The organism is Roseateles chitinivorans, assembly GCF_002761755.1.
GTDB classification, from domain to species: domain Bacteria; phylum Pseudomonadota; class Gammaproteobacteria; order Burkholderiales; family Burkholderiaceae_C; genus Roseateles; species Roseateles chitinivorans.
In genome coordinates this window covers 1-23,915 of the sequence record NZ_PEOG01000022.1, presented here as the reverse complement: position 1 = coordinate 23,915, position 23,915 = coordinate 1, and the positions used below count along the sequence as shown (strand labels likewise).

Here is a 23,915-nt window from a genome sequence, read left to right as displayed (position 1 = left end):
CTCAAAAGCACTCGTCGAGCAGCAGGTGGAACTCGAGCTTGCGCGCGTCCGGCGTGGCGATGCCGTAGGCCTCGAAGAAGATCCCGCTCAGCGACGGACCGAACTCGTCGAGGCAGTTGGCCAGGATCGCGAGATCGCGATAGCGGTCGGCGACGCCGACGCGGCCGAGGTCGATCACGCCGACCACCTCGCCGTCGGCGCTCATCAGGAGGTTGTCGAGCGAGAAGTCGCCGTGGCTGACGACGGGGTCTTCCGGCAGCGGCAGCAGGTCGCCGAGCGCGGCCCACACCTGCTCGGGCGTCCAGCCCTGACGCGCGTCGTCGAAGTCGTCGGCGTCGATGAGCCCGGCCTCGAGCCGCTGGCGGGCCAGGTCGAGCTGCAGGCGGTGGTTCGCGTTGAACGGGCAGGTCTCCACCGGCAACGCATGCAGGCGGCGCAGGCAGCGCCCGATCGACGCCACGATCGCCGGGGCGCGATCCGGCGCTTGTTCGAGCCATTCGTAGGCGGTTCGGCCGGGCACGGCCTGCGTCAGCAGCCAGGCGGTCCCGCCCGTCGCCTCGAAATGCGCGATCGCCGGCACGGGCCAACGCCCGGTCAGCCACCGCAGCCGGGAGAACTCATCGACGATGGCCGCGGCGGCTGCGCCATCGCCGTGCTTCAGGTAGAGATCGGGCGCGCCGTCGCGCTGCACCCGATGCACGATCGCGCCGGCCTCGCCGACCAGGTTGCGGTGCCACTCGCGGCCCGCGAGGGTCGCGGCGAGCGACGGCGGCAGCGACGGCGCGGAAGCAGGGATCTCACGGAGGTCGTCAGTCTCGGATTCGTCTGTCATGGTCGGTAAAGCAGCCTCGAGGGCGCGAGTATCGACGCGCGGCGATCGCAAGGCGCGGCGGCGAGCCATGGGCATCGTCGGGCACGACATCGGCCCGGCCGTCGCGTCGCGCGACTTCGAGCTGCTGCTTCCCGGGGGCGAGCGGGTACGGGCCCAGGAGCGCCTCTTCGTCGTACGCGCTGCTGATCGACGCTTGTCGCTGCGGGCAGTCGGCTGCCGGTAGCGCCAAGCCTTCAGCGACCGGGGATGTCAGCGTCGCAGGCGCCGCCAGGCCCGCCAACCCAGCAGCACCGCCAGGATCGAGCCGTAGACCAGCGGCTCGGCGAAGTTGTTCTTGCCGGCGCGCATCCAGATGAAGTGCATCAGCCCGACGACCGCGATCGCGTAGACCAGCTTGTGCAGCGCCTGCCAGCGCGGCGCACCCAGCGCCTTGATCGCGCGGTTGAATGAAGTCGCCGCCAGCGGCACCAGCAGCATCCAGGCGGTGAAGCCCATCAGGATGAAAGGCCGCTTGCCGATGTCGCGGAGGATGTCGGCCAGGTCCAGGCCCTTGTCGAGCCAGCCGTAGGCCAGCAGGTGCAGGCTGGCGTAAAAGAAGGCGAACAGGCCCAGCATGCGGCGGAAGCGCGCCAGCGCCGGCTGGTTCGTCCAGGTGCGCAGCGGCGTCACCGCCAGCGTGATCCACAGCAGGCGCAGCGCCCAGTCGCCCAGCCCCCGGATCAGCGTCTCGGCCGGGTTCGCGCCCAGCCGGTCGGCGAAGGCACCGAAGACATACCAGGCCAGCGGCAGCAGGCACACCAGGAAGAGCACCACCTTGGCCGCCGGATGCAGCAGCGGATGGCGCTTCGCCGGCGGGCGGCGCGGCGCTGTCGTCGGAGATGCGGCAGCGGTGGAGGTCGGGGCGGATGTCATCGGCGTCTGCGGAGCGTCGGTGGCGGGGCGGGGGCCCTCAGTAGTTCTTCTTCAGGTCCATGCCGGCGTACAACTGCCCGACCTGCGCCTCATAGCCGTTGAACATCAGCGTCGGGCGGCGCTTGGCGAAGAGGCCGTCCTCGCCGATGCGGCGTTCGGTGGCCTGGCTCCAGCGGGGATGGTCGACCGTCGGATTGACGTTGGAATAGAAGCCGTATTCCTGCTGCGCCGCCTTGGTCCAGCTGCTCACCGGCTGCTTCTCGACGAAGCGGATCTTGACGATGGACTTGGCCGACTTGAAGCCGTACTTCCAAGGCACCACCAGCCGCAGCGGCGCGCCGTTCTGGTTCGGCAGCACCTCGCCGTACAGGCCGAAGGCCATCAGCGTCAGCGGATGCATCGCCTCGTCGATGCGCAGGCCCTCGACGTAGGGCCAGTCCAGCACGCCCGAGCGCACCCCCGGCATCTGCGCCTTGTCGGCCAGCGTCGTGAACTCGACGTACTTGGCCTTGCCGGTCGGTTCGGCCTTCTTCAGCAGCTCCGAGAGCGAGTAACCCACCCACGGAATCACCATCGACCAGCCCTCGACGCAGCGCAGCCGGTAGACGCGCTCCTCCATCGGGGCGACCTTGAGCAGATCCTCCAGGCCGAAGCGGCCCGGCTTGGCGCACTCGCCCTCGATGACCACGGACCAGGGCCGCGGTTTCAGGGTGTGGGCGTTCTCGGCCGGGTCCGACTTGTCGGTGCCGAACTCATAGAAGTTGTTGTAGGAGGTGACATCCTTGTAGGCGGTCAGCTTCTCCATGACGGTGGCGCCGGCCACCGTGCTCTTCACGCCGGGCAGCTTCGCCAGCTTGCCCGGGCCCGCGGTCTGGGCCTGGACCGCAGCGGACAGACCGAGGCCGGTCAGGCCGAGCGCCCCCGCCGTCTTCAGCCAGTCGCGGCGGGCGTCGTAGACCTGGCGGGAGGTGATCTCGGAAGCGGGGATGCGCTGGCCGTGGCGAGGCTTATGGAAGTACATGGCGGACCTTCGGGAGGGGAAGGTTCGCACCTTACGCCGCCGACCGCCGGATTTCATGAGATCGTGCTTAAGCCCCCTCGTTCAGGGCCGGTGCCGACCGGGCGCGGGCCGCGGTCTACCTCGAAAGAAGGGGGGCGGCGTGGGTGCTCGCCCGACGCCGCCCTCGATCGTGGCCCTCCCGCCTTACAGCGTCCCGTAGGAGTGCAGGCCGGACAGGAACATGTTGACCCCCAGGAAGGCGAAGGTCGTGACCAGCAGGCCGATCAGCGCCCACCAGGCGCTGACCACGCCGCGCAGGCCCTTCATCAGCCGCATGTGCAGCCAGGCGGCGTAGTTCAGCCAGACGATCAGCGCCCAGGTCTCCTTCGGGTCCCAGCTCCAGTAGCCGCCCCAGGCCTCGGCCGCCCAGAAGGCGCCCAGGATGGTCGCGATGGTGAAGAAGGCGAAGCCCAGCGCGATCGCCTTGTAGGCCAGGTCGTCCAGCGTCGCCAGTGCCGGCAGCCGCGCCGTCAACGGGCCGCGCAGCGCGACGCTCGCCGCCAGGAACACCGCCACGCCGGCCATCTTGCCGGCCCAGCCGTTCAGGCCGGCGGCCAGCTCCGGCGACACGTTGGCGCCGAAGCGGAAGGCCAGCAGCACCGCCACCAGCCCCACCGGCACCCCGATCAGGCCGATCACCAGCGCACGCGGCGTGGCGGTCTTCAGCAGCGTGGCCAGTGCCACCATCGCCGCCATCGCGAAGCTGCCGTAGCCGATGAAGTTGGCCGGCACATGGATCTTCATCCACCAGCTCTGCAGCGCCGGCACCAACGGCTGGATCTCGTGGGCCTCGCGCGCCACCGTGTACCAGAGCAGGAAACCGACCGCCGCGCTGACCACCAGCATCACGTAGGCGCCCAGCGCGCGCGTCGCGAAGCGCTGCTCGTAGTACAGGTACATCAGCGTCGTCAGCCAGGTGAAGAGCACGAACACCTCGTAGAGGTTGCTCACCGGGATGTGGCCGATGTCGGGCGCGATCTGGTGGCTCTCGAACCAGCGCACCATCGTGCCGATCAGTGCCATGCCGACGGCGCCCCAGGCCAATCGCGTGCCGATCGCCTCGGCCGCGCTGTGGCCCCCGGCCTTCTGGAAGAAGCCGAGCCAGTAGAAAAGGGTGCTCATCCAGACCAGCACGCTCATCCACAGGATCGCGCTCTGGCTGGACAGCATGTACTTCAGGAAGAAGACCTTGTCCGCCGCGGCCAGGTCGGCGCCGAAGTCGTCGGTCTGGCGCAGGTAGAGCTGGATCGCGAACAGGCTGGCCGCGCCGACGATCAGGCACAGCGGCCGCAGCGGCCGCCAGAACCAGCCCAGCGCGATCAGCGCGGGGGCGGCGCCGGCCAGGATGCCCTTTTCGTAGACATCCATCGACGCGTGATAGCGGCTGAATGCGAAGCCCGCGCCGATCAGCACCAGCGCCGCGAAGATCCAGTCGAACGCATTGCGACCCTGGAAGTAGCCGCGCTGGCCGATCACCAGCGAGCGCTGCGGCGCTGCCTCGGTGGCGCCCGGCAGCTGCGAGGGCAGGGCCGACGACTCGGCGGGGGAGTAGGTGCTGTTCATGTCAGGCCTCCTCATGCAGCAGCCGCTGCTTGAGCGCTTGGAATTCGACGGGCAGGTCGGGCGAATCGCGGTTGCTGGACAGGGCCATGCGGACCCGGGTCTGCTCGTTGCGTCCCGGCGCGGCCTCGAGCCACAGCCACAGCCGCCGATCCTTGACGTAGAGCATCGCAAACACACCGACGATCAGCAACACGGCGCCCAGATAGACCAGGGTCTGTCCAGGGGCGCGGGTCACCTGGAACACGCTGGCCTGGACCTGCTGGAAATCGTCCAGCTGCATCACGACCGGCGCGGGATAGAACATCGCGTCCGACAGCGACAGCACCGCCTGCGTCATGAAGGCCTGCGTCGCGTCGCCGGGCTCCGGCCGGGGGCGGCCGAGCTGCTCCTCGGCCTGCTTGTGCAACTCGAACAGGCTGCCGTTGAGGATGCGCAGCAGCACCTCGGACACGCGGGCGCGCTCGGGCTCGGGCACCTCGCGCTCGATGAACTGCGACAGCGCCGGCAGGCCGCCCAGCGCCGCGCCCTGCGCGGGCGCGTCGGCCTTGAGACCCTCGGCACCGGCGAACAGGGTCAGCGTGCGCAGCGCCGTGGCCTCGAGCTGCGCCTGCATCGCCGGCTTGTCGGGCGGGCTGGCGCCCAGTGCGTATTGCCTCGCGGCGAGCAGCCGCTGCGCCGGGTCGGCCAGCACGCGGCGCAGCGCCAGCCAGCTTTCCATGCTGTCCTTGCTGTCCACCGGCACGCGCAGGTAGCGGAAGTTGTCCGCCAGCGTGTCGCGCACGCCGAGCAGGTAGACCCGGTGGCCTTCCAGCTCCAGCGGCAGCATGTAGTTGTTGTACTCGCGCGCCTGGCCGCTGGCGTCGCGCAGCTTGTAGCTGAAGGAGGGCCCGACATTGCGCAGCGTCTTGCGATCGCTGACATTCGCGCCGGAGCCCAGGTGCTGCTCGAGCCGGCCCACCAGGTCGACCTTGCGCACGTCGGTGCCGGCCTTGTCCTTGCCGTCGTCGGCGAAGTTCTCGACGTTGATGACGCGCAGCCCGGTGAACTCCAGGCCATAGGACTCGCCATCCACCGTCAGCGTCGTGGTGCCGTTGACCTTGGCGTCCAGCGGCGTGTCGTGCGCCGACTGCAGCGAGCGCAGCTTGATCTTCATGGCCGAGCCACCATCCTCGAAGCTGCTCTGGTAGAGCGTGACGCCGCGGTAGGTGACCGGCTCGTTGACCTTGACGGTGGCCGCGGTCGACGAGCCGTCGCGGCGGTCGTGGATGACGATGTCGCTCGCGAACAGCTTGGGCATGCCGGTCGCGTAGTACTCGACGATGAACTTCTTCAGCTCGACGTCGAAGGGCAGGTCCTGCACCACCACGCCGCTGGGCATGGACAGCAGCGCGGTGGAGGAGCGGCTGCCCTCGGGCACGTAGAGGTTGCCGCGGAAGCTGGGATTGGCGGGCGAGAGCCGGTTGATGTCGGTGATCCGCGTGAGGTCGCTGCCCTGGTAGATCTCCTTGCCCTGGACCTTCATGATCGCGCGCACGACCAGGTCGCCGTCGAACAGGCCGCCCAGGCAGATCAGCACGATGGCCGAGTGCGCCGCGAGGTAGCCGATCTTGTGCGCCGAGCCCTTGCGCGCGCCGATCATGACGCCGCCGGTGCGCACCTGCGCGCGGGCCTTCCAGCCCTCGGCGGCCAGCCAGGCGTTCACCTGGCCCAGCGCCGCTTCCGGATTCATGTGCAGATAGCCCAGCGCCTTGAGCTTGAAGGCCTGGATCGACTGCTCGCGCATCGACTCCTTGAAGGTCCTCAGGTCGCGCAGGATCTTGGGCGTGTGACGCGCGATGCACAGGCTGGTCGACACCACCAGGAAGGCCAGCATCAGCAGGAACCACCAGGCGCTGTAGACGGTGTAGAGGTCGAGCTTGCCGAACAGCTCCGACCAGAACGGCCCGAACTGGTTGACGTAGTTCGTCATCGGCTGGCGCTGCTGCACCACGGTGCCGATCACGGAGGCGATGCACAGCACGGTCAGCAGTGCGATCGCGAAACGCATCGACGCCAGCAGCTCCATCGCGTCGTCGAGCGCGACACGGGCCGCCGCCTGGGCGGTGGGCCGGGGGGGACGATCGGGGGACTTCTCGGTCATGGCCGGCATTCTCGTTGCCCCGCACGACGAATCGGGCGAGGGCCGGCAAAAACGAAGGCCGGTGATCGGATCACCGGCCTCGTTCGTCGGCACCTTCCCCGAAAGGGGCGTTGCGCGGACGGCCGCTCAGCGCAGGCCGGCGATGTAGTCGGAGACCGCCTTGATCTCGCGGTCGCTCATCTTGGCGGCGATGGCCAGCATCTGCGGGCTGTTGGGCCGGCCGCCGGCGCGGAACGCGGTCAGCTGGGCCTCGGTGTAGTCGCTGTGCTGGCCGCCCAGGCGCGGGTACTGCGCCGGGATGCCGGCGCCATTGGGGCTGTGACAGCCGGCGCAGGCGGGGACCTGCTTGTCGGCGATGCCGCCGCGGTAGATCTTCTCGCCCAGGGTGATCAGTTCCTTGTTCTTCGCGAAGCCGGGCTTGGCGCCCTTGCTGGCGTAGAAGGCGGAGACGTTGCGGATGTCGGCGTCCGACAGTGGCGCGGCCATGCCCGACATCACCGGGTTCTTGCGCTTGCCCGACTTGAACTCGTGCAGCTGCTTGGCCAGGTAGTCGGCGTGCTGGCCGGCGATGATGGGATTGGCGGGACTGCCGCGGGAGCCGTCCGCCGTGTGGCAGGCGGCGCAGACTTGAGAGCTGATGGCCTGGCCCTTGGTCAGATCGGGCTTGGTGGCTGCTTGCGGTTCGGCGGCGTTGGCGGCGCCGGACATCAAAACCATACTCGACAACAAGAAAGCGGCAGTCTTCATGAATTGTTGAGGGTTGGGTGAGCGCAACCGTGGGATCTTACAATGGCACCTCTTTTGAGCCCCGCAGCGCGATGACCGATTCCAACAAGAAACCCGCTCCCGCGGCCCCAGGGAAACCCGCAGGCCGTGGTACGGGACGCGCAGCAGCCCCGAAGAAGAAGCCCGGTCCGGGCAAGACCGGCCAGCGCGCCGCCGCGAAGGCGCGCGCGAAGGCCAACGAGAAGCTCAAGGCGCAAGGCCTGCCCCTGCCGCTCAAGCCGGTCAGCACGGAGCCGCTGACGCCGGGCAAGCGCGCGCTGGCATGGACGCACACCGCGCGCTTCCTGACGACCGCCAGCCAGCTCAAGCACCTGCCGGTCAACGGCGTGTTGCCCGCTCAAGCGCAGGCCCAGGCGCGCGCCGAGGCCGATGACGACGCGTTCGATGAGTTCGACGAGTTCCTGGACGACGCCGATGTCGGCGCGCCCGAGGGCGATGCCGGCTCCGCCCTGGCGAGCGAGGGCGAGGCGCTTGCGCACGACCTGACCCCGCGCCAGCTGCCCGAGATCGCCTTCGTCGGCCGCTCCAATGCCGGCAAGTCGACGGCGGTCAACACGCTGGCGCAGCAGAAGCGCCTGGCCTTCGCGTCCAAGACGCCGGGCCGCACCCAGCACATCAACCTGTTCGCGGTGGGCCCGCGCGACGCGCCCGATGCGCTGTTCGCCGACCTGCCGGGCTACGGCTACGCGGCGGTCGCCCGCGATGCCAAGCTGCGCTGGCAGCGCGTCATGGCCGATTACCTCAGCGAGCGTGAATCGCTGTCGGGCGTGGTGCTGATGGTCGATTCGCGACTCGGGCTGACCGATCTCGACAAGCAGTTGCTCGAGTTCGTCTCCGACCGCGTCACCGCGGGCGAGGTCAGCCTGCTGATCGTGCTGACCAAGGCCGACAAGCTCAACCGCAAGGAAGGCGCCGCGGTGCTCGCGCAGGTCGAGAAGGACATCGGCGTGCTGGCGACCGAGGACTCGGACATCGGCATCACGCTGTTCTCGGCGCTCAACAAGCAGGGCCTGGAAGACGTGGCCGAGGTGCTCTACGACTGGGCCCACCGTGAACCGGTGGCGCGATCGGCGCCAGGCGATGTCGACGGCGATGACGACCTCGACGGCGATGACGCGTCGGCCGAGGACGCGGAGGGGCCGACACCGACGCCTGATCCCGACCGCGGCGCCTGACCCGGCGCTGCCGTCCGTGGCGCATGGCCGGTCGTTCCGGCCGCGCCGGAGCGCTCAGGGCCGGCCGATGAACACGTAGAGCGCGGTGCCGCCCCGCGGCGCGTAGCCGATGCCCACGTACAACGGGCCCAGTCCCGTGTCCGAGCCGAGGAACACGCTGGTCGCGTAGCGCATGTCCTTGATGTTGATGTCGCGGCGCGACAGCCAGGTGTTGCCCGCCTCGAGCGTGCCGCCGACGAAGAAGCCGCGCGACAGGAAGGGCTGGTCGTTCAGCCGGCGGTAGTAGGTCGCCCGCGTGAACAGCAGCGAGTTGCCGCTGAGCTGGTTCGGGTTGTAGCCCGACAACTGATGGAAGCCGCCCAGCGTGTAGCCGCCCAGGCCGGTGTCGTCGGGCTGCTGCGACGCGACCGCGCGCGCGTACAGGCTGACCGTGTGGCCGCCGAAGCTGCGCACCATGTTGCCGTCCATGTTCAGGCGCAGGAAACGACCGCTGCTGAGGTTGCGGTTGTCCTGGCGGCCCCCCTGGGCTTCGACGGTGAAACGGTAGCCGTGCTGCGGGAAGTTGGCGTAGTCCAGCTGGTCGACGACGGTGCGCAGGCGCAAGCCGCGCTCGTAGCTGGTCCAGCGCAGCTTGCCCATCGCGGGCGTCGCGACGGTGATCAGGTCGGGCTTGGCATGACGGACCTGGCTGATCACGCCCAGCCGCACTTCGCCCCAGCGGCCCCAGGGCTGGCCGACATCCAGGCCCAGCGTGCCGTCGCGCCGCACCAGCCGTGCCTGGCCGAGGCTGGCGTTGTCGGGGTCGTTGTCGTCATAGACGATCTGCTTGCGCTGGTTGGCCTCGGCCCAGGCGCTGACGAACCAGTCGTCGGAGATGCCGAGCTTGAGTCCGAGCGGGTGGTAGAGCTCGGTGTAGAGGCGCGGCGTCTCGCCGATCGTGATCTGGTTGCGCCACTCGGTGCCCTTGCTGGTCAGCCAGTGGCGGTTGTGGCTCAGCCTCAGGTTGAAGAAGCTGTCGCCGCCCGAGTCGGTGGACAGGTCCATGCCGACGCGGAAGTAGTTGGGGCCCCAGGGCTTGTCTTCCATGTTGAAGACCAGCGTCTCGCCGTCGGCGCGTTGCTCGACGTGATAGTCGACGCGGTCGTAGTCGCCACTGGAGGACAGGAAGCGCATGTCGCGCTCGGCCGTCTCGTTGTTGAAGACCTGGCCGGGCTTCGATTCGAGCTGGCTGCGGAAGCGCTCCGGATTGGTGTTGTCCGAGCCCTCCAGCCTGACCGCCGCGAGCACGACGGCCGGCGGCTTCAGCCCGATGCGCGCGAACTGCCAGTCGGCGTAGGTCTTGTCGTCGACGGCATAGGCGCGCAGCCGCGGCAGCAGCGCCTCGGCCGCCTCCTCGCCGGCGCGGATGAAGTCGCGCACCTTGTCGAAGTCGCCCGAGGTCAGCTTGCCGAGCTGCGGCGTGATCAACAGGTCCTCGCCAGCCGACATGCCGGCGATCGAGCGCTGCACGTTCTGCTCGGTCAGGATGTTGATCATCTGCGCCGTCAGGCCGATCAGCGAGTTCAAGGTCTCGCGCCCGCCCACCGGCGTGCCCACGTTGACCGCGATCAGCCGCGTCGCGCCCATCTCGCGCGCCACGTCCACCGGCAGGTTGTTGACCAGGCCGCCGTCGCCGAGGATGCGGTCTTCCCACTCGACCGGCGCGAACACGCCGGGCACGCTCATGCTGGAGCGCAGCGCCAGCGCCAGGTCGCCCTCGGCCAGGATGCGCTCCTGACCGTTCTCCATGTCGGTGGCGACGGCGCGGAAGGGCGTCGGCAGGCGGTCAAACTGACGCACATTGCGCACCGGCAGCGTCAGCCGGCGCAGCAGCGCCTCCAGGCCGCGGCTGGACAGGGTGCCGGTGGGCACCCGGACCTCGCCGTCGCGCAGGCCGAATTCGATGGTCGCGGAGAACTCGAAGTCCTCCTCCTTGCGGCGCTGCGACAGGTCCTGGCGGTCGACGCGGCTGGCGAAGAGCCGGTCCCAGGCGATCTTCGACAGCTCGCGATCCAGGTCCTCGGCGGACATGCCGCTGGCGTAGAGCCCGCCGATGATGGCGCCCATCGAGGTGCCGGTGACGATGTCGACGGGGATGCGCTCGCGCTCGAGCACCTTCAGCACGCCGACATGCGCCAGCCCGCGCGCGCCGCCGCCCGACAGCACCAGGGCCAGCTTCGGACGCTGCGCCTGGTCGGCGGCGGGTGTCGGCACCGGCCCCGGAGGCGGATTGGGGGGCACGGTCTGCGCCAGCACGGCCGGCGCGACCAGCGTGGCGGCCAGCATCAGGGCGGACAGGCCGGGGACACCGGCGAGGCGGAAAACGGCTCGGGAATCGCGGAACACGGCGGACATCGACGGCGGGCGGCTGACGGAATGCCTCGCGGCAAGGACGCGAGGCGCGCGCATTGTGACTCGAACCGGCGCCAGCGGCCGGCATCGCGTGTGTCCGTCAGCGATCGTCGCCTTGGGCGGGGGCGCGGTCCAGGTCGAGCATCAGCGTGCCGATCGCCCGCTGCAGCAGCGGCGCATCCTCCAGCTGCGTGATCAGGCCGGCGGCCACCAACTGCTCGAGCGCACCGCGCGTCACCGAGTGGCGCTCCTCCGGCGCCTGGCCGACGAACAGGAACATCTGGCGGCTGTCGCTGATCCAGGCGATCTGCGCGGTGACCCATTCGCTCTGATGGAACAGGTGGTACCAGCCGCCGATGTGCACGCCGGCGATCCAGTCCTGCAGCGCGGCTCGCGCATGCGGCGAGCGCTCCTCGCTGTAGAGCGCCACCGGCACCGTCGGCAGCTGGCCGCGGTCGACCCGCTCGTAGGCCCAGCGCGAGGGCAATTGGGATTCGCGCTCGTCCAGCAGCTGCTGCAGCAGTTCCTCCGGCGTCCGGGCCGGGCGGCGGGGCGCCGGCGCGGCCGGTGCGGCCTCTTCGACCGCCGGCAGACCGCGCAGGACGCGACCGTGCTGGCGCATCAATTCGTCGAGGAAGGCCTGGCGTTGCATCGGCGGCAGCGCGATCGAGTCCATGCCGCGTTCCAGCGCCCGGACCAGGTCCGGCAGCTGGCTGCGCAGCCGCTGCCGGGCCGGCTCGTCCGGCTGCGGCGAGACGCTGTGCAGCAGCGCGTCGACCAGCTCGATCGAGGTCTGCGCCTCGACCGCGTCCCGGCCGTGCTGGACCATCGCGTGCGCGATCACCTCGACCCAGGGCCCGAGCAGGAAGCGCCGCATCAGCTTGCCGGCCTGCGCATCGTCGAGCTGGTGCTCCAGCTGGTCGCGCAGCATCCGCTGCCACTCCTGCCGGCGCTGCTCGCGATCCAGCCGCTCCAGCGCGACGGCGCTGCGCTGGCCGCGGGCCTCGGCCTGGGCGCGGATGTGGCTGTCGACCTCGGTCAGCGCCTGCTGGAACTGCAGCGCCGACGGATGGGCGCTGTCCAGCAGCGGCTGGATCACGCGCTCCAGGAACTGCAGGAAGGCCTTCAGGCCGACATCGTCCGGCCGCTGGAAGCCGGCGCCGTGCGCGGCGATGCGGTTCAGCAGCTGCCAGGTGGGATGGTCCTGGCGCCGCAGCAGCGTCGCGTCCGCGCGGGACAAGCGCACGATCGCGACCTGTAGCCGGCCCATCAGCACCTTCAGCGGTGGTTGCAGGCTGTCGTCGGCCAGGATCTGGTCGTACAGGCGCGAGAGCAGGTCGGTGCCGGGCGCGCCGGTGCCGATGCCCGGGCCGAGCCTGGGCGGCGGGGTGGCCGGCACGGCGCCACCGGGGCCCGGGTTCGCCATCGCCGGCGCCAGCTCGGCGGCGCGGGTGTTCATCAGGTCCAGCTTCAGCGCGACCTGGTCCAGCGTCGCGTTCTGCGTCTGCGTCTCGGTGATGCTCTTGAACTGGCGCAGTCGCAGGTCCGATTCCTTCAGCGCCGCCCCGTGGCTGGTGAGCAGGCCGCTCAGGTGCGCCTGCCGCAGGCCCTGGCACAGCGACGCATAGATCGGCTGCAGCTTCAGCGCCAGCGGCTGAGCGGCCAGGCGCATCAGCGCGTAGCGGCCCTCGGCATCCAGGTCCACGCCTTCGATCGCGCGGGACAGGGCCTGCGCGAACAGCGCGGCCCGCAGCGGGTTGTCGTTCTTGAGCGGCCGGGCGATGCCGCGCAGCGCGGCGAAGAAGTTGCCGAGCTGGTGGAGCTCGGCGCGCGACTGGTCCTCGATGGCCGTGATCACATGCGCGATCGCGACGTCCTTCAGCGCCTGGCCTTCATCGACCAGGCTCAACGACAACTCCCCGCGGCCCGGCAGTTGCCGCTCGCGTTGCAGCGGGTCGCCGCCCTCGCGCGCGAGGCCCAGCAGGCGGCTCAACGAGCCCTCGAGGTCGGACTGGAAGTGCGCGCGCCGCTTGGACCATCCGGCCAGCAGCTGGTGATGCTCCAGCCGACTCTTGAGCTCGTCCTGCAAGCCGTTGTAGACCGCGTACGACAGCGCGGGCACATGGGCGAGGGTCTCGTCGACCAGGCTTTGAAGGGAAGGCGAAGACGCTTGGGCCATCATTTGTGACAAGTTGTCAGCGCATTATGGTCGCCCCTGATTCATGTGACATCCCCCGGGCCCGTGGGGCCGTGCGACCTGGGGAAAGCCCCGGTGTCAGCGCGCGGCGGCGATCGGCGGGCCAGGGGATTCTGGGCGCATGGCGATCGCGGTGACCAGCAAGCGCGCCGCCCGAAGCGTATCCAACGGAAACAGATCGAACCCGCGGGGCGATCGTTCCCATCGTGCCTGCGCTCGCGCCATGAAAAAAGGGGTCGCCGAAGCGACCCCTCTTGCTGAGCGTCGACGATCGACGGCGGGCGTCGATCGTCGCGGGCTCGGCCGGACGATTACATGTCCATGCCCATGCCGCCCATGCCACCGGGCATGGCGGGAGCAGCGGACTCGTCCTTCGGCGCTTCGGCGACCATGCACTCGGTCGTCAGCATCAGCGAGGCGACGGAGGCGGCGTTCTGCAGCGCGGTGCGGGTCACCTTGGTCGGGTCCAGGATGCCCATCTCGATCATGTCGCCATAGGTGCCGTTGGCGGCGTTGTAGCCGTGGTTGCCCGAACCGGCCAGCACGTTGTTGACGACGACCGAGCTTTCTTCGCCGGCGTTGTAGACGATCTCGCGCAGCGGCGCTTCGATGGCCTTCAGGATCAGCTTGATGCCGGCGTCCTGGTCGGGGTTGTCGCCCTTGATCTCGCCAGCGGCCTGACGGGCACGCAGCAGCGCGACACCGCCACCGGCCACGATGCCTTCCTCGACGGCGGCACGGGTGGCGTGCAGCGCGTCTTCGACACGGGCCTTCTTCTCCTTCATCTCGACTTCGGTGGCGGCACCGACCTTGATGACGGCCACGCCGCCGGCCAGCTTGGCCACGCGTTCCTGCAGCTTCTCGCGGTCGTAGTCGCTGGTGGCTTCCTCGATCTGGACGCGGATCTGCTTGACGCGCGCCTCGATGTCGCCGCCGGCGCCGTTGCCGTCGATGATGGTGGTGTTTTCCTTGCCCACTTCGACGCGCTTGGCCTGGCCCAGGTCAGCCAGCGTGACCTTCTCCAGCGACAGGCCGACTTCCTCGGCGATGACCTTGCCGCCGGTCAGGATGGCGATGTCTTCCAGCATGGCCTTGCGGCGGTCGCCGAAGCCCGGGGCCTTGACGGCGACGACCTTCAGGATGCCGCGGATGGTGTTGACCACCAGGGTCGCCAGCGCTTCGCCGTCGACTTCTTCGGCAATGATCAGCAGCGGGCGGCCGGCCTTGGCGACGGCTTCCAGCGTCGGCAGCAGGTCGCGGATGTTGGAGATCTTCTTGTCGTAGAGCAGGACAAACGGGTTGTCCAGGATCGCCGACTGCTTCTCCGGGTTGTTGATGAAGTAGGGCGACAGGTAGCCGCGGTCGAACTGCATGCCTTCGACGACGTCCAGCTCATTGGCCAGCGACTTGCCGTCCTCGACGGTGATCACGCCTTCCTTGCCGACCTTGTCCATCGCGTCGGCGATGATCTTGCCGATCGAGTCGTCCGAGTTGGCCGAGATCGTGCCGACCTGGGCGATTTCCTTGGAAGTGGTGGTGGCCTTGGAGGCCTTCTTCAGCTGCTCGACCAGGGCGGCGACGGCCTTGTCGATGCCGCGCTTCAGGTCCATCGGGTTCATGCCGGCGGCCACGTACTTCATGCCTTCGCGCACGATGGCCTGGGCCAGCACGGTGGCGGTGGTGGTGCCGTCACCGGCGTTGTCCGAGGTCTTGGAAGCGACTTCCTTGACCATCTGGGCGCCCATGTTCTGCAGCTTGTCCTTGAGCTCGATCTCCTTGGCGACCGAGACACCGTCCTTGGTGACGGTGGGGGCGCCGAAGGAGCGCTCCAGCACCACGTTGCGGCCCTTGGGGCCCAGCGTGACCTTGACCGCGTTGGCCAGGATGTTCACGCCTTCGACCATGCGGGCACGGGCTTCTCCGCCGAAGACCACGTCTTTTGCTGCCATGTGTATCTCTCCGAATCTCTATCTGGATGAATGGGGTCTGTGAGGGGCGCCGATTACTTGGCGATCACCGCAAACAGATCCTCTTCGCGCATGACCAGCAGCTCTTCGCCGTCGACCTTGACGGTCTGGCCGCTGTACTTGCCGAACAGCACGCGGTCGCCGACGGCGACGTTCAGGGCGATGAATTCACCCTTGTCGTTGCGCTTGCCCGGACCGACGGCCAGCACCTCGCCCTGGTCGGGCTTCTCGGCGGCGTTGTCGGGGATGACGATGCCGGAGGCCGTCTTGGTTTCGTTTTCCAGGCGCTTAACGATCACGCGATCGTGCAGAGGACGCAGTTTCATCAGATCTCCTTGACTGTGCGGACTTGCTTCAAGGGCCCGCCGTGCGGCTTTCGCACTGGCCAGCCCCCACAAGAAGTAAGCCCCGCGATGGGGGTCGGGGGGCTTGTTAGCACTCGACCTACGCGAGTGCTAGCAGGGAGATTATATGGACCGGCTCCGCGCTTTCAAGGGTGGCTGTCGACAGTTGTCGAGTCTCAGCCAAGCCGGAAGTCTCGTCGCCTAAGTCTGAACCCGACGATAAACGTAGGCACCGGCAAACATCGCATCGCATCGCATCGCGTACCTACCTCAATGCGGACGGCTGCGCGCCTGGGGTGGGTGGCGAAGATGTGGATGAGCGCTGCATAACTCAGCAACGCTCAGCAAATCCTTCCTTGGCCGCTTCCTGCATTAAAGAACAAGACCGCAACGACTCAGGACTTCCGCCGGATGCGAGCATCGAGCGACATCGGTCCGGCGCCGTGCGTGAGCAGGTAGAAGGACACGAAAGCCAGGATCAAGGGGTACTCGAATCCCCGGTCGATCCAAGGAAAGGTCGGCCCCAGCAGCCAGCAGATCACCAGCATCTGAACGGTGACCATTGCGGCCAGCGGGCGCGTCAGCAGCCCCATGGCGAGCATCAGGCCACCCAGGCCCTCCAGCAACGCGATGAACCAGCCGATCAGAGGCGCTGCGGGCAGATGCAGGACATTTGCAATCAGGTTGACGGAGCCCGCCATCGGGTTCGCCATGCTGCCGTGGCTGGTGCCAAGGATCTTCGGCAAGCCGTGGGTGATCAGCATCAATCCGAACGCCACCCGCAGAAGCAGATAGGCCAGCCCATCATGCCGTTCAAGCGCGCTCCGCAAGCGAGAAAACAATGGGTACGACAGCATGGGACGGCTCCTGAACTTCTGAACAGAGGTCATGCTAGAAGTTCGAGCCACAGTTCGCTAGATACATAATCGAGCATGGGCTGTTAACCCAGGTTCAACAATGGATCGATCAGTTTTGCCTGACCTTGATGTGTTTGCAGCGGTTGCACGCCATCAAAGCTTCCGGGCCGCGGCGACCGAGCGGCAGATATCGGTGTCCCTCGTGAGCAAGACGATTCGTCGACTCGAGGAGGAACTGGGCGTGACGCTACTGACGCGAACGACCCGCAGCGTGAAGCCCACGGCGGCTGGCAACGAGTTGCTGGCGCAGCTGGAACCCAGCCTGGCGACGATTCAGCGGGCGCTCGAGCGCCTGAACCAGCACCGCGAGTCGCCGCTCGGCACGCTGAAGATCAACGCCCCGGCACCCATTGCTCAGTTTCTGCTCGCCGACTTGGCTGCTCGCTTCACTGCGCTGCATCCCGGCGTGTCGCTGGAGATCACCGCGGACGCAGCCATGGCCGACATCGTGCGACAGGGCTACGACGCGGGCGTACGCATTGCCAAAGATCTGCGGCAGGACATGATCGCTGTGCGTATAGGCCCGCCGCAGCGCTACGCGGTGGTCGGGTCGCCTGCCTATTTCGCGCGCCGACCCATCCCTCAGACGCCGCGGGACCTTGTGGGGCACGACTGCATCCGCCGTCGATTTCCTGGCGGAGGCTTGCAGGAATGGGCGTTCCAGCGCCGCAACAGCACGCCTGACCTGCCCAATGCGCGGCTCATCGTCAATGATGCGCAGATCGCAGTAAACGCAGCCGTCGCCGGCGGTGGCCTGGCCTACGTGCACGAGAAGTACGTCGAGCGTGAGTTGGCTGCCGGAGACCTGGTGCGGGTGCTTCAAGCCTGGTCGCCTGGTATTGGCCCCCCCTACCTCTACTACCCACGTCAGCGATTCCTCTCGGCGGCCATGCGCGCTTTTGTCGACTTCGCCAAGGACGCAGCATCGGATAGTCAATAGCTGCGCCGCATCGACATTGCGACGACGTGGTCGGCTTCAGCGCATGACAGGCAATGGTCGCAGGTGATGCAGTGAGGACGTCCCGCAGAGTTGCAGGGGCGTGCGGCGGTTTCTTGATCCAGGCACGCGGCAGAAAGGCGGGCCTTCGATCAGCCCCGTCGAGCAGGACGCCGCGCGCCCCGTCCCATTCACCGCCGGTTCCCGGATGCGCCTGCGCCGGAGGGCTGCGCATCGATGTCCATCGGCCGATCCGGATCAATGGAGCGCAGCAGCAAGCCGGTGCGGGCATCGAAGGCCCCCCGCGCCACGACCAGGGCAGGCGTCGTCGCGTGGAAGACCGCCGCCTCCAGGATCACCGGATCCTTGGAGGGCGCGAGGAGGATCCCGCCAGGCAGAACGGCCGGCCGGGGCCGGCAAGGCAGCCCCGCCGTGTACCCGTCGGCTCCGCGCTGCGGATACCAGACCGCGCAACGACCGTCGCGCAACTGCTTCAGAAGTCGCGCGGGGATGCGGATCCGCGCATGGACGTTGAAGTACGAGTTGTCTTCGCCGGGCGCCGCGCGGCCGACGTCGCGCGCCGCGTCCGAGGACTTTCCCGATTCCTGCGCCAGGGCCGGCGCGCACGGCAGCACCGCGATCAGCGCGGCCGCGACCCAGGCAGCCTTGCTCAATCGCGGCGAGCCGGGTGGGGTTGATGGGCTCGATGGAGCACTTGATCGACTCCACGAGACGGTGAGGCGGGATCTGCCAAGCATATACAGACTTCCTTGAAACGCCCTACCAGGGCGGGAGGCTCAGGACGCAGACCAAGACCACGACCGCGAGCAGAACGATGGCGAACTTCGTGCGCATGGAACCTCCGTCAAGACGTGTGGTGTGAGGGCAAAGCCTGTTCCGGTGCCTCGAGGCAAGCCCCTTTTCCCTTTTCGCTGCTCTGGAATGGGCGTTGCCGCACAGGGTTCTCGGCCGCGGCCACAACCCTTCTTAGGAGACGCTCATGCTGGCGATGGAATACCGCGGTCCCTACCGCATCCGGACGGTCGACAAGCCGACGCCGGCGATCGAGCATCCGCACGATGCGATCGTCCGGGTGCTGCGCAGCTGCATCTGCGGCTCCGACTTGCACCTGTACCACGGGCTGGTGCCCGACACCCGTGTCGGCTCCACCTTCGGCCACGAGTTCATCGGTGAAGTCGTCGATGTCGGCAGCGAGGTGCGCTCGCTCCAGGTCGGCGATCGGGTGCTGGTGCCGTTCAACATCTTTTGCGGCACTTGCTTCTTCTGCCAGCGCGAGCTGTTCAGCAATTGCCACGCGACCAATCCCGAGGCAACGGCGGTCGGCGGCATCTACGGCTACTCGCACACGACCGGCGGCTACGACGGCGGCCAGGCGGAATTCGTGCGGGTACCGATGGCCGATGTGGGGCCGACCAGGATTCCCGACGACCTGCATCTCGAGGACGCGGTGCTGCTCACCGATGCGCTGCCCACCGGCTACCAGGCAGCGGAGATGGGCGACATCCGGGAGGGCGACACGGTGGTCATCTTCGGCGCCGGCCCCATCGGCCTGTTCGCGGCGAAGAGCGCCTGGCTGATGGGCGCAGGGCGGGTGCTCGTCGTAGACCACGTGCCCTATCGGCTCGAGTTCGCGAGCCGCTTCGCGCAGTGCGAGACGATCAATTTCCTCGAAGTCAACGACATGGCCGAGCACATCAAGCGCATGACCGACGGCCTGGGCGCCGACGTGTGCGTCGACTGCGTTGGCGCGGAGGCCGATGGCAGCTTCCTGCAACGCCTGACCGGCGTGCGGCTCAAGCTGCAGGCGGGTGCCGCCACGGTGCTGCATTGGGCGGTGAATTCGGTGCGCAAGGGCGGGCGGCTGTCGATCGTCGGCGTGTACGGGCCGACGTTCAACGCCTTTCCCATCGGCAATGCCCTCAACAAGGGCCTGACGCTCCGGATGAACCAGGCCAGCGTCAAGCGCCATCTGCCGCGACTCATCGAGCACATCCGAGCGGGCCACCTGCGACCGCGCGACATCATCACGCACCGCATGCCGCTCGAGGACGTGGCGGACGCGTACCACCTCTTCTCCAGCAAGCTCGACGGTTGCATCAAGGCGGTGCTGATCCCGCCGGGCGCCGACGCGCCGGCCTGGTCGGCAAGGAGCCCCGCATGACGCACGACGCCTACGACTCCCATGGACAAGCGCAGGATGGGCCGGAGCGCGACCGGGCGTCGGGCCATGTTCACCGCCCGGCCGTTGATCGCACGCAGTACGCGCACATCCCAGGTTGGGGCGCAGACCTCGACAAGCACGACCGTCCCGCCGTGCCGATGGAACGCACGCCGCCACGGCTGGACGGCATTCATTGGGAACGGCCACCGCAGCAGGTCTCGGACGTGGAGGTGCTGCACTCCACCGAGCGCGCCGGCCTCACGCCCGTGTACGGCACGACGGTGCCGCCGCGCGGCATCAGCGGCATGCTGCGCCGGGCGGGCTTTCGCTACAGCGAGAACGATCTGCGGCGCTGGCTGATCCTGCTGCTCGCCGATCGCGTCGATGTGGTGGAGGGTCTGGCCGGCGATGTGGCCCGGGGCCATGTGCCGCGCGTGTACGCGGAGATGGGCGGCCGGGCCGAGCTGCGACACAACCCCGCCGGCGCGGTCCGCAAGGTGGTGACCGTCGCGGCGCTGGCCGGAGTGGCGTACTGGCTATGGCAACGCCGGCGACGCGATGACAGCCACTGAACAGGCTGCCACCTTCGTGGGCCGCGCTACGGGCAGCGTGTGTTGCGCGGGCAAGGCTTCAGGCAATGGCGCTTGCGGAGCGGGGCAGGAGGCCCAGCGCGCGGCGCCGCAGTGACTTGGCAAGCGTCATCGCTGCCGCATGCCGGCGCGGTCCCCGAGCGATCAGCCGGGCGAAGTCCAGAAGCCCCAGGCCCAGGCTGCCGCGTGCCACATGGACGTCAGCATGACGGAGCCTTCCCAGGTGCTGCCGACGCCGGAGCTCCGCCCGATTCACCGCGCCCCCGTGCGGGCACTGCCAGCCGAAGCGTGCCAGCAACTGCGAGCGCATGTCTTCCGTGGCGTTACGGCGCGGCACGCGCTTCGACAGGGAACTGGCGCTCTGGCGATAGAGGACGAGCGGCGTCGACAGCTTGGCGACTCGCGTGAGCCGTGACGCCCGGGTGAAGTACTCCCAATCGTCGGTCTGGTGGTCCTCGCAGCGGAAGGGGCCCAATCGATCCGCGAGACGCCGGCGGTACAGCACCGACGACGGCAGCGTGAAGTTGGTCAGCACCATGAGCGGATAGATCCAGCCGGTGAGGCGGTCCTCCGTCCGCAGATCGCCGCGACGAGCGAAGAACGCCTCTGCCGGCTCGCCATGCCAGGCCTGGAATTCGGTGAAGCAGAGATCGACCTCGGGATGCTGCTCCAGCAGCGCGACCTGAAGGGCGAGCTTCTCCGGATGCCACACATCGTCGGCGTCCAGCAGGGCGACAAACTCGGAACGGCTCATCCGCAAGCCCGCATTGCGGGTGGCGGACATGCCGCGATTGGCGTGGCGCGTCAGGCGGATGCGAGGGTCGTTGAAGGACCGGACGACCTCCGCCGTGCCGTCGGTGGAACCGTCGTCGAGCACGATCAGTTCGAAGTCGGTGAAGGTGCTGGCCAGGACGCTCTGGATGGTTGCAGCGATGACGCCCGCAGCGTTGTAGGCCGGCACCACGATGGACACACGCGGAACGGACGCAGCGGAGACAGGCGGGCGGCCTTCGGCCGCGTCACCCTGTGCCAGATCGGCAGACAGCATGGCAGGAATTCCCTCGGACGCTTCATGACTGCGACGGACCCGCGCCGGCAGCTGATGTTTGTTCCGAATTGTTTCTGCTTCGAGCCGGTCGAACGTCAAGAACTCGTTATCGGCGCGAATGCCAATGCGCACTAGTGCGCAAGTCCTGCGCTTCCTTGGGCAGTCGTTCCCTGGAGCCTTTCAAGGCGAAGCGCACGTCACTTCGCCAGTGCCGCGATCTCCGCTGCGCTCAATGCGCCCGCGTGGACGCGGAAGCCCTGGATGCGGCCGTTGAACGACGGGTGCGCCCAGTTGCGCCCGAGGAAGGTGACCTGATCGCCGACCTGACGCGGCGCCAGCAGGATGTCGTCGGCCTTCGCCACCTCCACGCCATCGAGATAGAGCCGTCCGGTGCCCGCCTGAAGCGTGACCGCCACATGGACCCAGCGCCGGGTGGGCAGGGGGCTCGGGGCCTCCATGCCTTGCGAGTCGTTGTGGGTCGCGCCGGCGATGGCGAATCGCAAGCCGCCCCGGCCACTCTGGGGCGCGATGCACATGTAGGAGAAGGCGTCGTTCCCGGCGAAGAACAGGCAGGTGTCCCAGCGCAGTGAATTCGCATAGGCCCACAGCGACACGGTGAAGTCCTCCAGGCCGCTGAAGATCCCCGCGGGCAGCTGCAGGCCCGCCTTGTTGCCGTCGAACACGATCGCCTTGTCGTTCACGCGGCCGTCGCCCCAGGCCGCGCCGTCCAACAGCTTGCCCTCGACGACGCCCCAGGTCCCGTCCGGGCCGAGCAGGGTGCCGAAAGTCGCCGTGTCGTTCCTGCCGTTCAGCGGCAGCGAGCAGCGGTCCTCGCCGGGCGCCGCGACCCGCACCGCCGTGGAACTGCCGGTCGCGCCGTTGCCCTGGGCCGTGACCTGGTAGAACCAGACGCCCCTGGGCGGCGCATCGCTGTAGGTCAGCACCTCGCTGGCCGATACCGTGCCCAGCGGCGTGAAAGGCCCGCCGGCCCGGCTGCTCCGCTTGACGGCGTAGGAGGTGGCGCCGACGCTGCCCCACCACGACAGCACCACGCGGTCGCCGCGCACATGGGCCGTGAGGCCCGAGGCCGGCTTCATCGGGGCGGCGTAGTCCGGACGGCGATGGATCAGCGTCGGCCACCAGATGTCGTCGCTGCTGCCGCCGTACTTCGGCTCGCACAGCTTCACCATGCGTGCCACGTTCGGCGCCGCCAGCCCCATGCGGTTCACGTAATGGTTGTAGATGGGCTCCCAGGCGTTGCGGCCGTGCTGGAACGACTGGTTCACCTCGGTCCACAGCGACGTGTGAGGCTGCGTCGGATTGTGTTCGCGGGCGAACGGCATCGGGTAGGTCTTGCCGTTCTCGTCGAGCAGGTTCGAGCGCGCCACGTACTCCGCCGCCGCCAGGAAGCGGTTGTTGTACAGCCCGTAGAGATCGTCGCCCTGATTCCAGGCCATCTCCAGCACGTCGCCTCCCAGCGACATGCCCAGCGTCGAATGGCCCTGGTCGCGGCCGCTCTCCTCCCACTGCCCGAAGTGGCCCGGATGCATGAAGTACACGCCATGCACGATCGAGCCGTTGCCGAAAGTCCTGAGCTTGCCGCGGTTGTTGCCGGCGTAGCAGTCGCAGGCCAGCCGGTACAGGTCGGGCTGGTCGCAGAAGATGCCGATGGCCATGGCGCCGACCATGGAGGCCATGTCCCAGTTCGCATGGGAGCCGATGCGCCCGTCGCTGAGGAACCAGGACGAGATCGAGCCGAAGACCTTGAGCAGCATGTCCTGGAAGCGCTTCAGGCTTTCCGGCGCCCAGCCCGGGTAGGTGCGCAGGATCTCGCCGATCTGCGCCAGCTGGTGGCCCTGCATGCCGGCCATCAGGATGAAGGTGTGGTCGTCATGGGCGGTCGATCCGGGCGGGACCGTCCCGACCTCCTTCAGGGTGTTGGCCCAGGCGTCCAGGAACTCCACGGCCTTGTCGGCATAGCGGTTGTCCTGCGGGTCGGACAGCTTCCAGCGCAAGGTGAGCGTCCAGGCGCGCCAGATGTCGACGTACAGGTTGTTCTTGCTGCCGTCGGCCCGGTAGACCGCAGGCAACGGAAACGGGCGGGCGTCCAGGCTGGCGAAGCGCTCGGCGCACAGCTTGTTCCACCAGCCCGTCCACGGCTCCTGGCCCGCCTTGATGTGCGCGCGGATGCGGGTGAAGTCGTCCTCGGTCACCAGCAAACCCGGGTGGCGGAAGACGCCGCTCTGGGAGGCCGGGATGCGTCCCGTCTGCGTGCCGGCCGACCCCTCGACCCCCGACGCTTCACCGACGGCCTTGCTCGGGTCGGCGGCCTCGCCGTTGACGCCGCCGCAGGCGGGCAAGAGCGGCAGCATCGGCAGCCCGAACAGTCCCGCCGACAGCCGCCGGCGCATGGCATTCACCGGCACATCGCTGTCGTTGAAGGGAGGGGTGGTGCTGGACATGCGCATTCCTCGAGCGGTTGGGGGCGCGAGCATAGGCGGGCTGGCGCGCCGAGTTATCACGAAGCGCGGAGGGTTCGATTTGTTACCTTCCGGCGATAGTTAATGCGCTGGGCGAACTAACATGCGTGAGATATAGCGTTATATCAAACATCGCGTCGGGCTCCCTCGAACCTTTTCTCTCTCAGCTCATGAACACATCAATGAAGAGACAACGACTTGTTGCCCTGTCCCTCGTCACGGCGGCCCTCGCGTCGGGCTGCGGAGGAGGAGGCGGCGACAGTGGCGCCACCACGACGCCGAGCCCGACGGCCGGCTCAGGCGCGCCGGCACCTGCGCCTGCTCCGGCACCCGCGCCTGCTCCGGCGCCCGCACCGGCTCCGGCTCCGGCGCCCGACCCGGGGGCCAACCCCGC

Annotated in this window: 18 protein-coding genes; 4 read left to right on the top strand and 14 right to left on the bottom strand. The window is 68.3% G+C overall.

Features of this window, described 5'->3' with window-relative positions:
- Window position 1 precedes the first annotated feature (1 nt).
- The 6 genes from CS062_RS09980 to CS062_RS09955 form a co-directional block, all read right to left on the bottom strand.
- On the bottom strand, window positions 2–832 hold the full coding sequence (locus tag CS062_RS09980) for an APH(3') family aminoglycoside O-phosphotransferase (protein ID WP_099861500.1): 831 nt from the start codon (window positions 830–832) through the stop codon (window positions 2–4).
- Window positions 833–1,081: 249 nt separating this feature from the next.
- Window positions 1,082–1,744: a protein-methionine-sulfoxide reductase heme-binding subunit MsrQ gene (gene msrQ / locus CS062_RS09975; protein WP_099861499.1), complete on the bottom strand. Its 663-nt coding sequence runs from the start codon at window positions 1,742–1,744 to the stop codon at window positions 1,082–1,084.
- 37 nt (window positions 1,745–1,781) lie between these two features.
- The gene (gene msrP / locus CS062_RS09970; protein ID WP_099861498.1) at window positions 1,782–2,765 is read right to left on the bottom strand and encodes a protein-methionine-sulfoxide reductase catalytic subunit MsrP; all 984 of its coding nucleotides are present in this window, start codon (window positions 2,763–2,765) and stop codon (window positions 1,782–1,784) included.
- A gap of 183 nt (window positions 2,766–2,948) precedes the next feature.
- A complete protein-coding gene (ccsB, locus tag CS062_RS09965; RefSeq protein WP_099861497.1) occupies window positions 2,949–4,367 on the bottom strand; it encodes a c-type cytochrome biogenesis protein CcsB in 1,419 nt (472 codons plus the stop codon).
- A 1-nt stretch (window position 4,368) separates the two neighbouring features.
- A complete protein-coding gene (locus tag CS062_RS09960; RefSeq protein WP_233218009.1) occupies window positions 4,369–6,507 on the bottom strand; it encodes a cytochrome c biogenesis protein ResB in 2,139 nt (712 codons plus the stop codon).
- 126 nt (window positions 6,508–6,633) lie between these two features.
- Window positions 6,634–7,224, bottom strand: coding sequence for a c-type cytochrome (locus tag CS062_RS09955; RefSeq protein WP_233218008.1), 591 nt, complete (start codon window positions 7,222–7,224; stop codon window positions 6,634–6,636).
- A 518-nt stretch (window positions 7,225–7,742) separates the two neighbouring features.
- Here CS062_RS09955 and yihA point away from each other — a divergent pair.
- A complete protein-coding gene (yihA, locus tag CS062_RS26835; RefSeq protein WP_233218011.1) occupies window positions 7,743–8,468 on the top strand; it encodes a ribosome biogenesis GTP-binding protein YihA/YsxC in 726 nt (241 codons plus the stop codon).
- A 54-nt stretch (window positions 8,469–8,522) separates the two neighbouring features.
- On the opposite strand, the gene CS062_RS09945 is transcribed toward yihA, so the two are convergent.
- The 5 genes from CS062_RS09945 to CS062_RS09925 form a co-directional block, all read right to left on the bottom strand.
- Window positions 8,523–10,862, bottom strand: a complete 2,340-nt coding sequence (locus CS062_RS09945; RefSeq protein WP_158238732.1) for a patatin-like phospholipase family protein — start codon at window positions 10,860–10,862, stop codon at window positions 8,523–8,525.
- A 97-nt stretch (window positions 10,863–10,959) separates the two neighbouring features.
- A complete protein-coding gene (locus CS062_RS09940) occupies window positions 10,960–13,038 on the bottom strand; it encodes a DUF1631 family protein (RefSeq protein ID WP_158238731.1) in 2,079 nt (692 codons plus the stop codon).
- Window positions 13,039–13,367: 329 nt separating this feature from the next.
- Complete coding sequence (gene groL / locus CS062_RS09935; protein WP_099861492.1) at window positions 13,368–15,005, bottom strand: chaperonin GroEL; 1,638 nt, start codon at window positions 15,003–15,005, stop codon at window positions 13,368–13,370.
- Between the two features lie 53 nt (window positions 15,006–15,058).
- Window positions 15,059–15,349, bottom strand: coding sequence for a co-chaperone GroES (gene groES / locus CS062_RS09930; protein ID WP_091720640.1), 291 nt, complete (start codon window positions 15,347–15,349; stop codon window positions 15,059–15,061).
- A 413-nt stretch (window positions 15,350–15,762) separates the two neighbouring features.
- Complete coding sequence (locus CS062_RS09925) at window positions 15,763–16,224, bottom strand: DoxX family protein (protein ID WP_099861491.1); 462 nt, start codon at window positions 16,222–16,224, stop codon at window positions 15,763–15,765.
- A gap of 100 nt (window positions 16,225–16,324) precedes the next feature.
- On the opposite strand from CS062_RS09925, the gene CS062_RS09920 reads away from it, so the two are divergent.
- Window positions 16,325–17,224: a LysR family transcriptional regulator gene (locus CS062_RS09920; protein WP_099861490.1), complete on the top strand. Its 900-nt coding sequence runs from the start codon at window positions 16,325–16,327 to the stop codon at window positions 17,222–17,224.
- 188 nt (window positions 17,225–17,412) lie between these two features.
- On the opposite strand, the gene CS062_RS09915 is transcribed toward CS062_RS09920, so the two are convergent.
- On the bottom strand, window positions 17,413–17,895 hold the full coding sequence (locus tag CS062_RS09915; protein WP_099861489.1) for a hypothetical protein: 483 nt from the start codon (window positions 17,893–17,895) through the stop codon (window positions 17,413–17,415).
- Window positions 17,896–18,221: 326 nt separating this feature from the next.
- Here CS062_RS09915 and CS062_RS09910 point away from each other — a divergent pair, with 326 nt between their 5' ends.
- Both CS062_RS09910 and CS062_RS09905 read left to right on the top strand, forming a co-directional pair.
- Complete coding sequence (locus tag CS062_RS09910) at window positions 18,222–19,403, top strand: zinc-dependent alcohol dehydrogenase (protein ID WP_099861488.1); 1,182 nt, start codon at window positions 18,222–18,224, stop codon at window positions 19,401–19,403.
- On the top strand, window positions 19,400–19,975 hold the full coding sequence (locus tag CS062_RS09905; RefSeq protein ID WP_233218007.1) for a hypothetical protein: 576 nt from the start codon (window positions 19,400–19,402) through the stop codon (window positions 19,973–19,975). Before CS062_RS09910 ends, CS062_RS09905 begins: the two co-directional genes overlap by 4 nt.
- 58 nt (window positions 19,976–20,033) lie before the next feature.
- Here CS062_RS09905 and CS062_RS09900 read toward each other — a convergent pair whose 3' ends face one another.
- Window positions 20,034–21,041: a glycosyltransferase family 2 protein gene (locus CS062_RS09900; RefSeq protein ID WP_099861487.1), complete on the bottom strand. Its 1,008-nt coding sequence runs from the start codon at window positions 21,039–21,041 to the stop codon at window positions 20,034–20,036.
- A gap of 197 nt (window positions 21,042–21,238) precedes the next feature.
- Window positions 21,239–23,503 carry a LamG-like jellyroll fold domain-containing protein gene (locus CS062_RS09895; protein ID WP_099861486.1) on the bottom strand — a complete coding sequence of 755 codons (2,265 nt, stop codon included), beginning with the start codon at window positions 23,501–23,503 and terminating at the stop codon, window positions 21,239–21,241.
- Window positions 23,504–23,915: the final 412 nt, after the last annotated feature.

Coding starts and splice junctions, on each gene's coding strand:
- CS062_RS09960 (WP_233218009.1), bottom strand. CDS start 6,507: ATGACCGAGAAGTCCCCCGATCGTCCCCCCCGGCCCACCGCCCAGGCG.
- CS062_RS09955 (WP_233218008.1), bottom strand. CDS start 7,224: ATGGTTTTGATGTCCGGCGCCGCCAACGCCGCCGAACCGCAAGCAGCC.
- msrQ (WP_099861499.1), bottom strand. CDS start 1,744: ATGACATCCGCCCCGACCTCCACCGCTGCCGCATCTCCGACGACAGCG.
- CS062_RS09980 (WP_099861500.1), bottom strand. CDS start 832: ATGACAGACGAATCCGAGACTGACGACCTCCGTGAGATCCCTGCTTCC.
- groL (WP_099861492.1), bottom strand. CDS start 15,005: ATGGCAGCAAAAGACGTGGTCTTCGGCGGAGAAGCCCGTGCCCGCATG.
- CS062_RS09900 (WP_099861487.1), bottom strand. CDS start 21,041: ATGCTGTCTGCCGATCTGGCACAGGGTGACGCGGCCGAAGGCCGCCCG.
- ccsB (WP_099861497.1), bottom strand. CDS start 4,367: ATGAACAGCACCTACTCCCCCGCCGAGTCGTCGGCCCTGCCCTCGCAG.
- msrP (WP_099861498.1), bottom strand. CDS start 2,765: ATGTACTTCCATAAGCCTCGCCACGGCCAGCGCATCCCCGCTTCCGAG.
- CS062_RS09910 (WP_099861488.1), top strand. CDS start 18,222: ATGCTGGCGATGGAATACCGCGGTCCCTACCGCATCCGGACGGTCGAC.
- CS062_RS09895 (WP_099861486.1), bottom strand. CDS start 23,503: ATGTCCAGCACCACCCCTCCCTTCAACGACAGCGATGTGCCGGTGAAT.
- CS062_RS09940 (WP_158238731.1), bottom strand. CDS start 13,038: ATGGCCCAAGCGTCTTCGCCTTCCCTTCAAAGCCTGGTCGACGAGACC.
- CS062_RS09945 (WP_158238732.1), bottom strand. CDS start 10,862: ATGTCCGCCGTGTTCCGCGATTCCCGAGCCGTTTTCCGCCTCGCCGGT.
- CS062_RS09925 (WP_099861491.1), bottom strand. CDS start 16,224: ATGCTGTCGTACCCATTGTTTTCTCGCTTGCGGAGCGCGCTTGAACGG.
- CS062_RS09920 (WP_099861490.1), top strand. CDS start 16,325: ATGGATCGATCAGTTTTGCCTGACCTTGATGTGTTTGCAGCGGTTGCA.
- CS062_RS09905 (WP_233218007.1), top strand. CDS start 19,400: ATGACGCACGACGCCTACGACTCCCATGGACAAGCGCAGGATGGGCCG.
- groES (WP_091720640.1), bottom strand. CDS start 15,349: ATGAAACTGCGTCCTCTGCACGATCGCGTGATCGTTAAGCGCCTGGAA.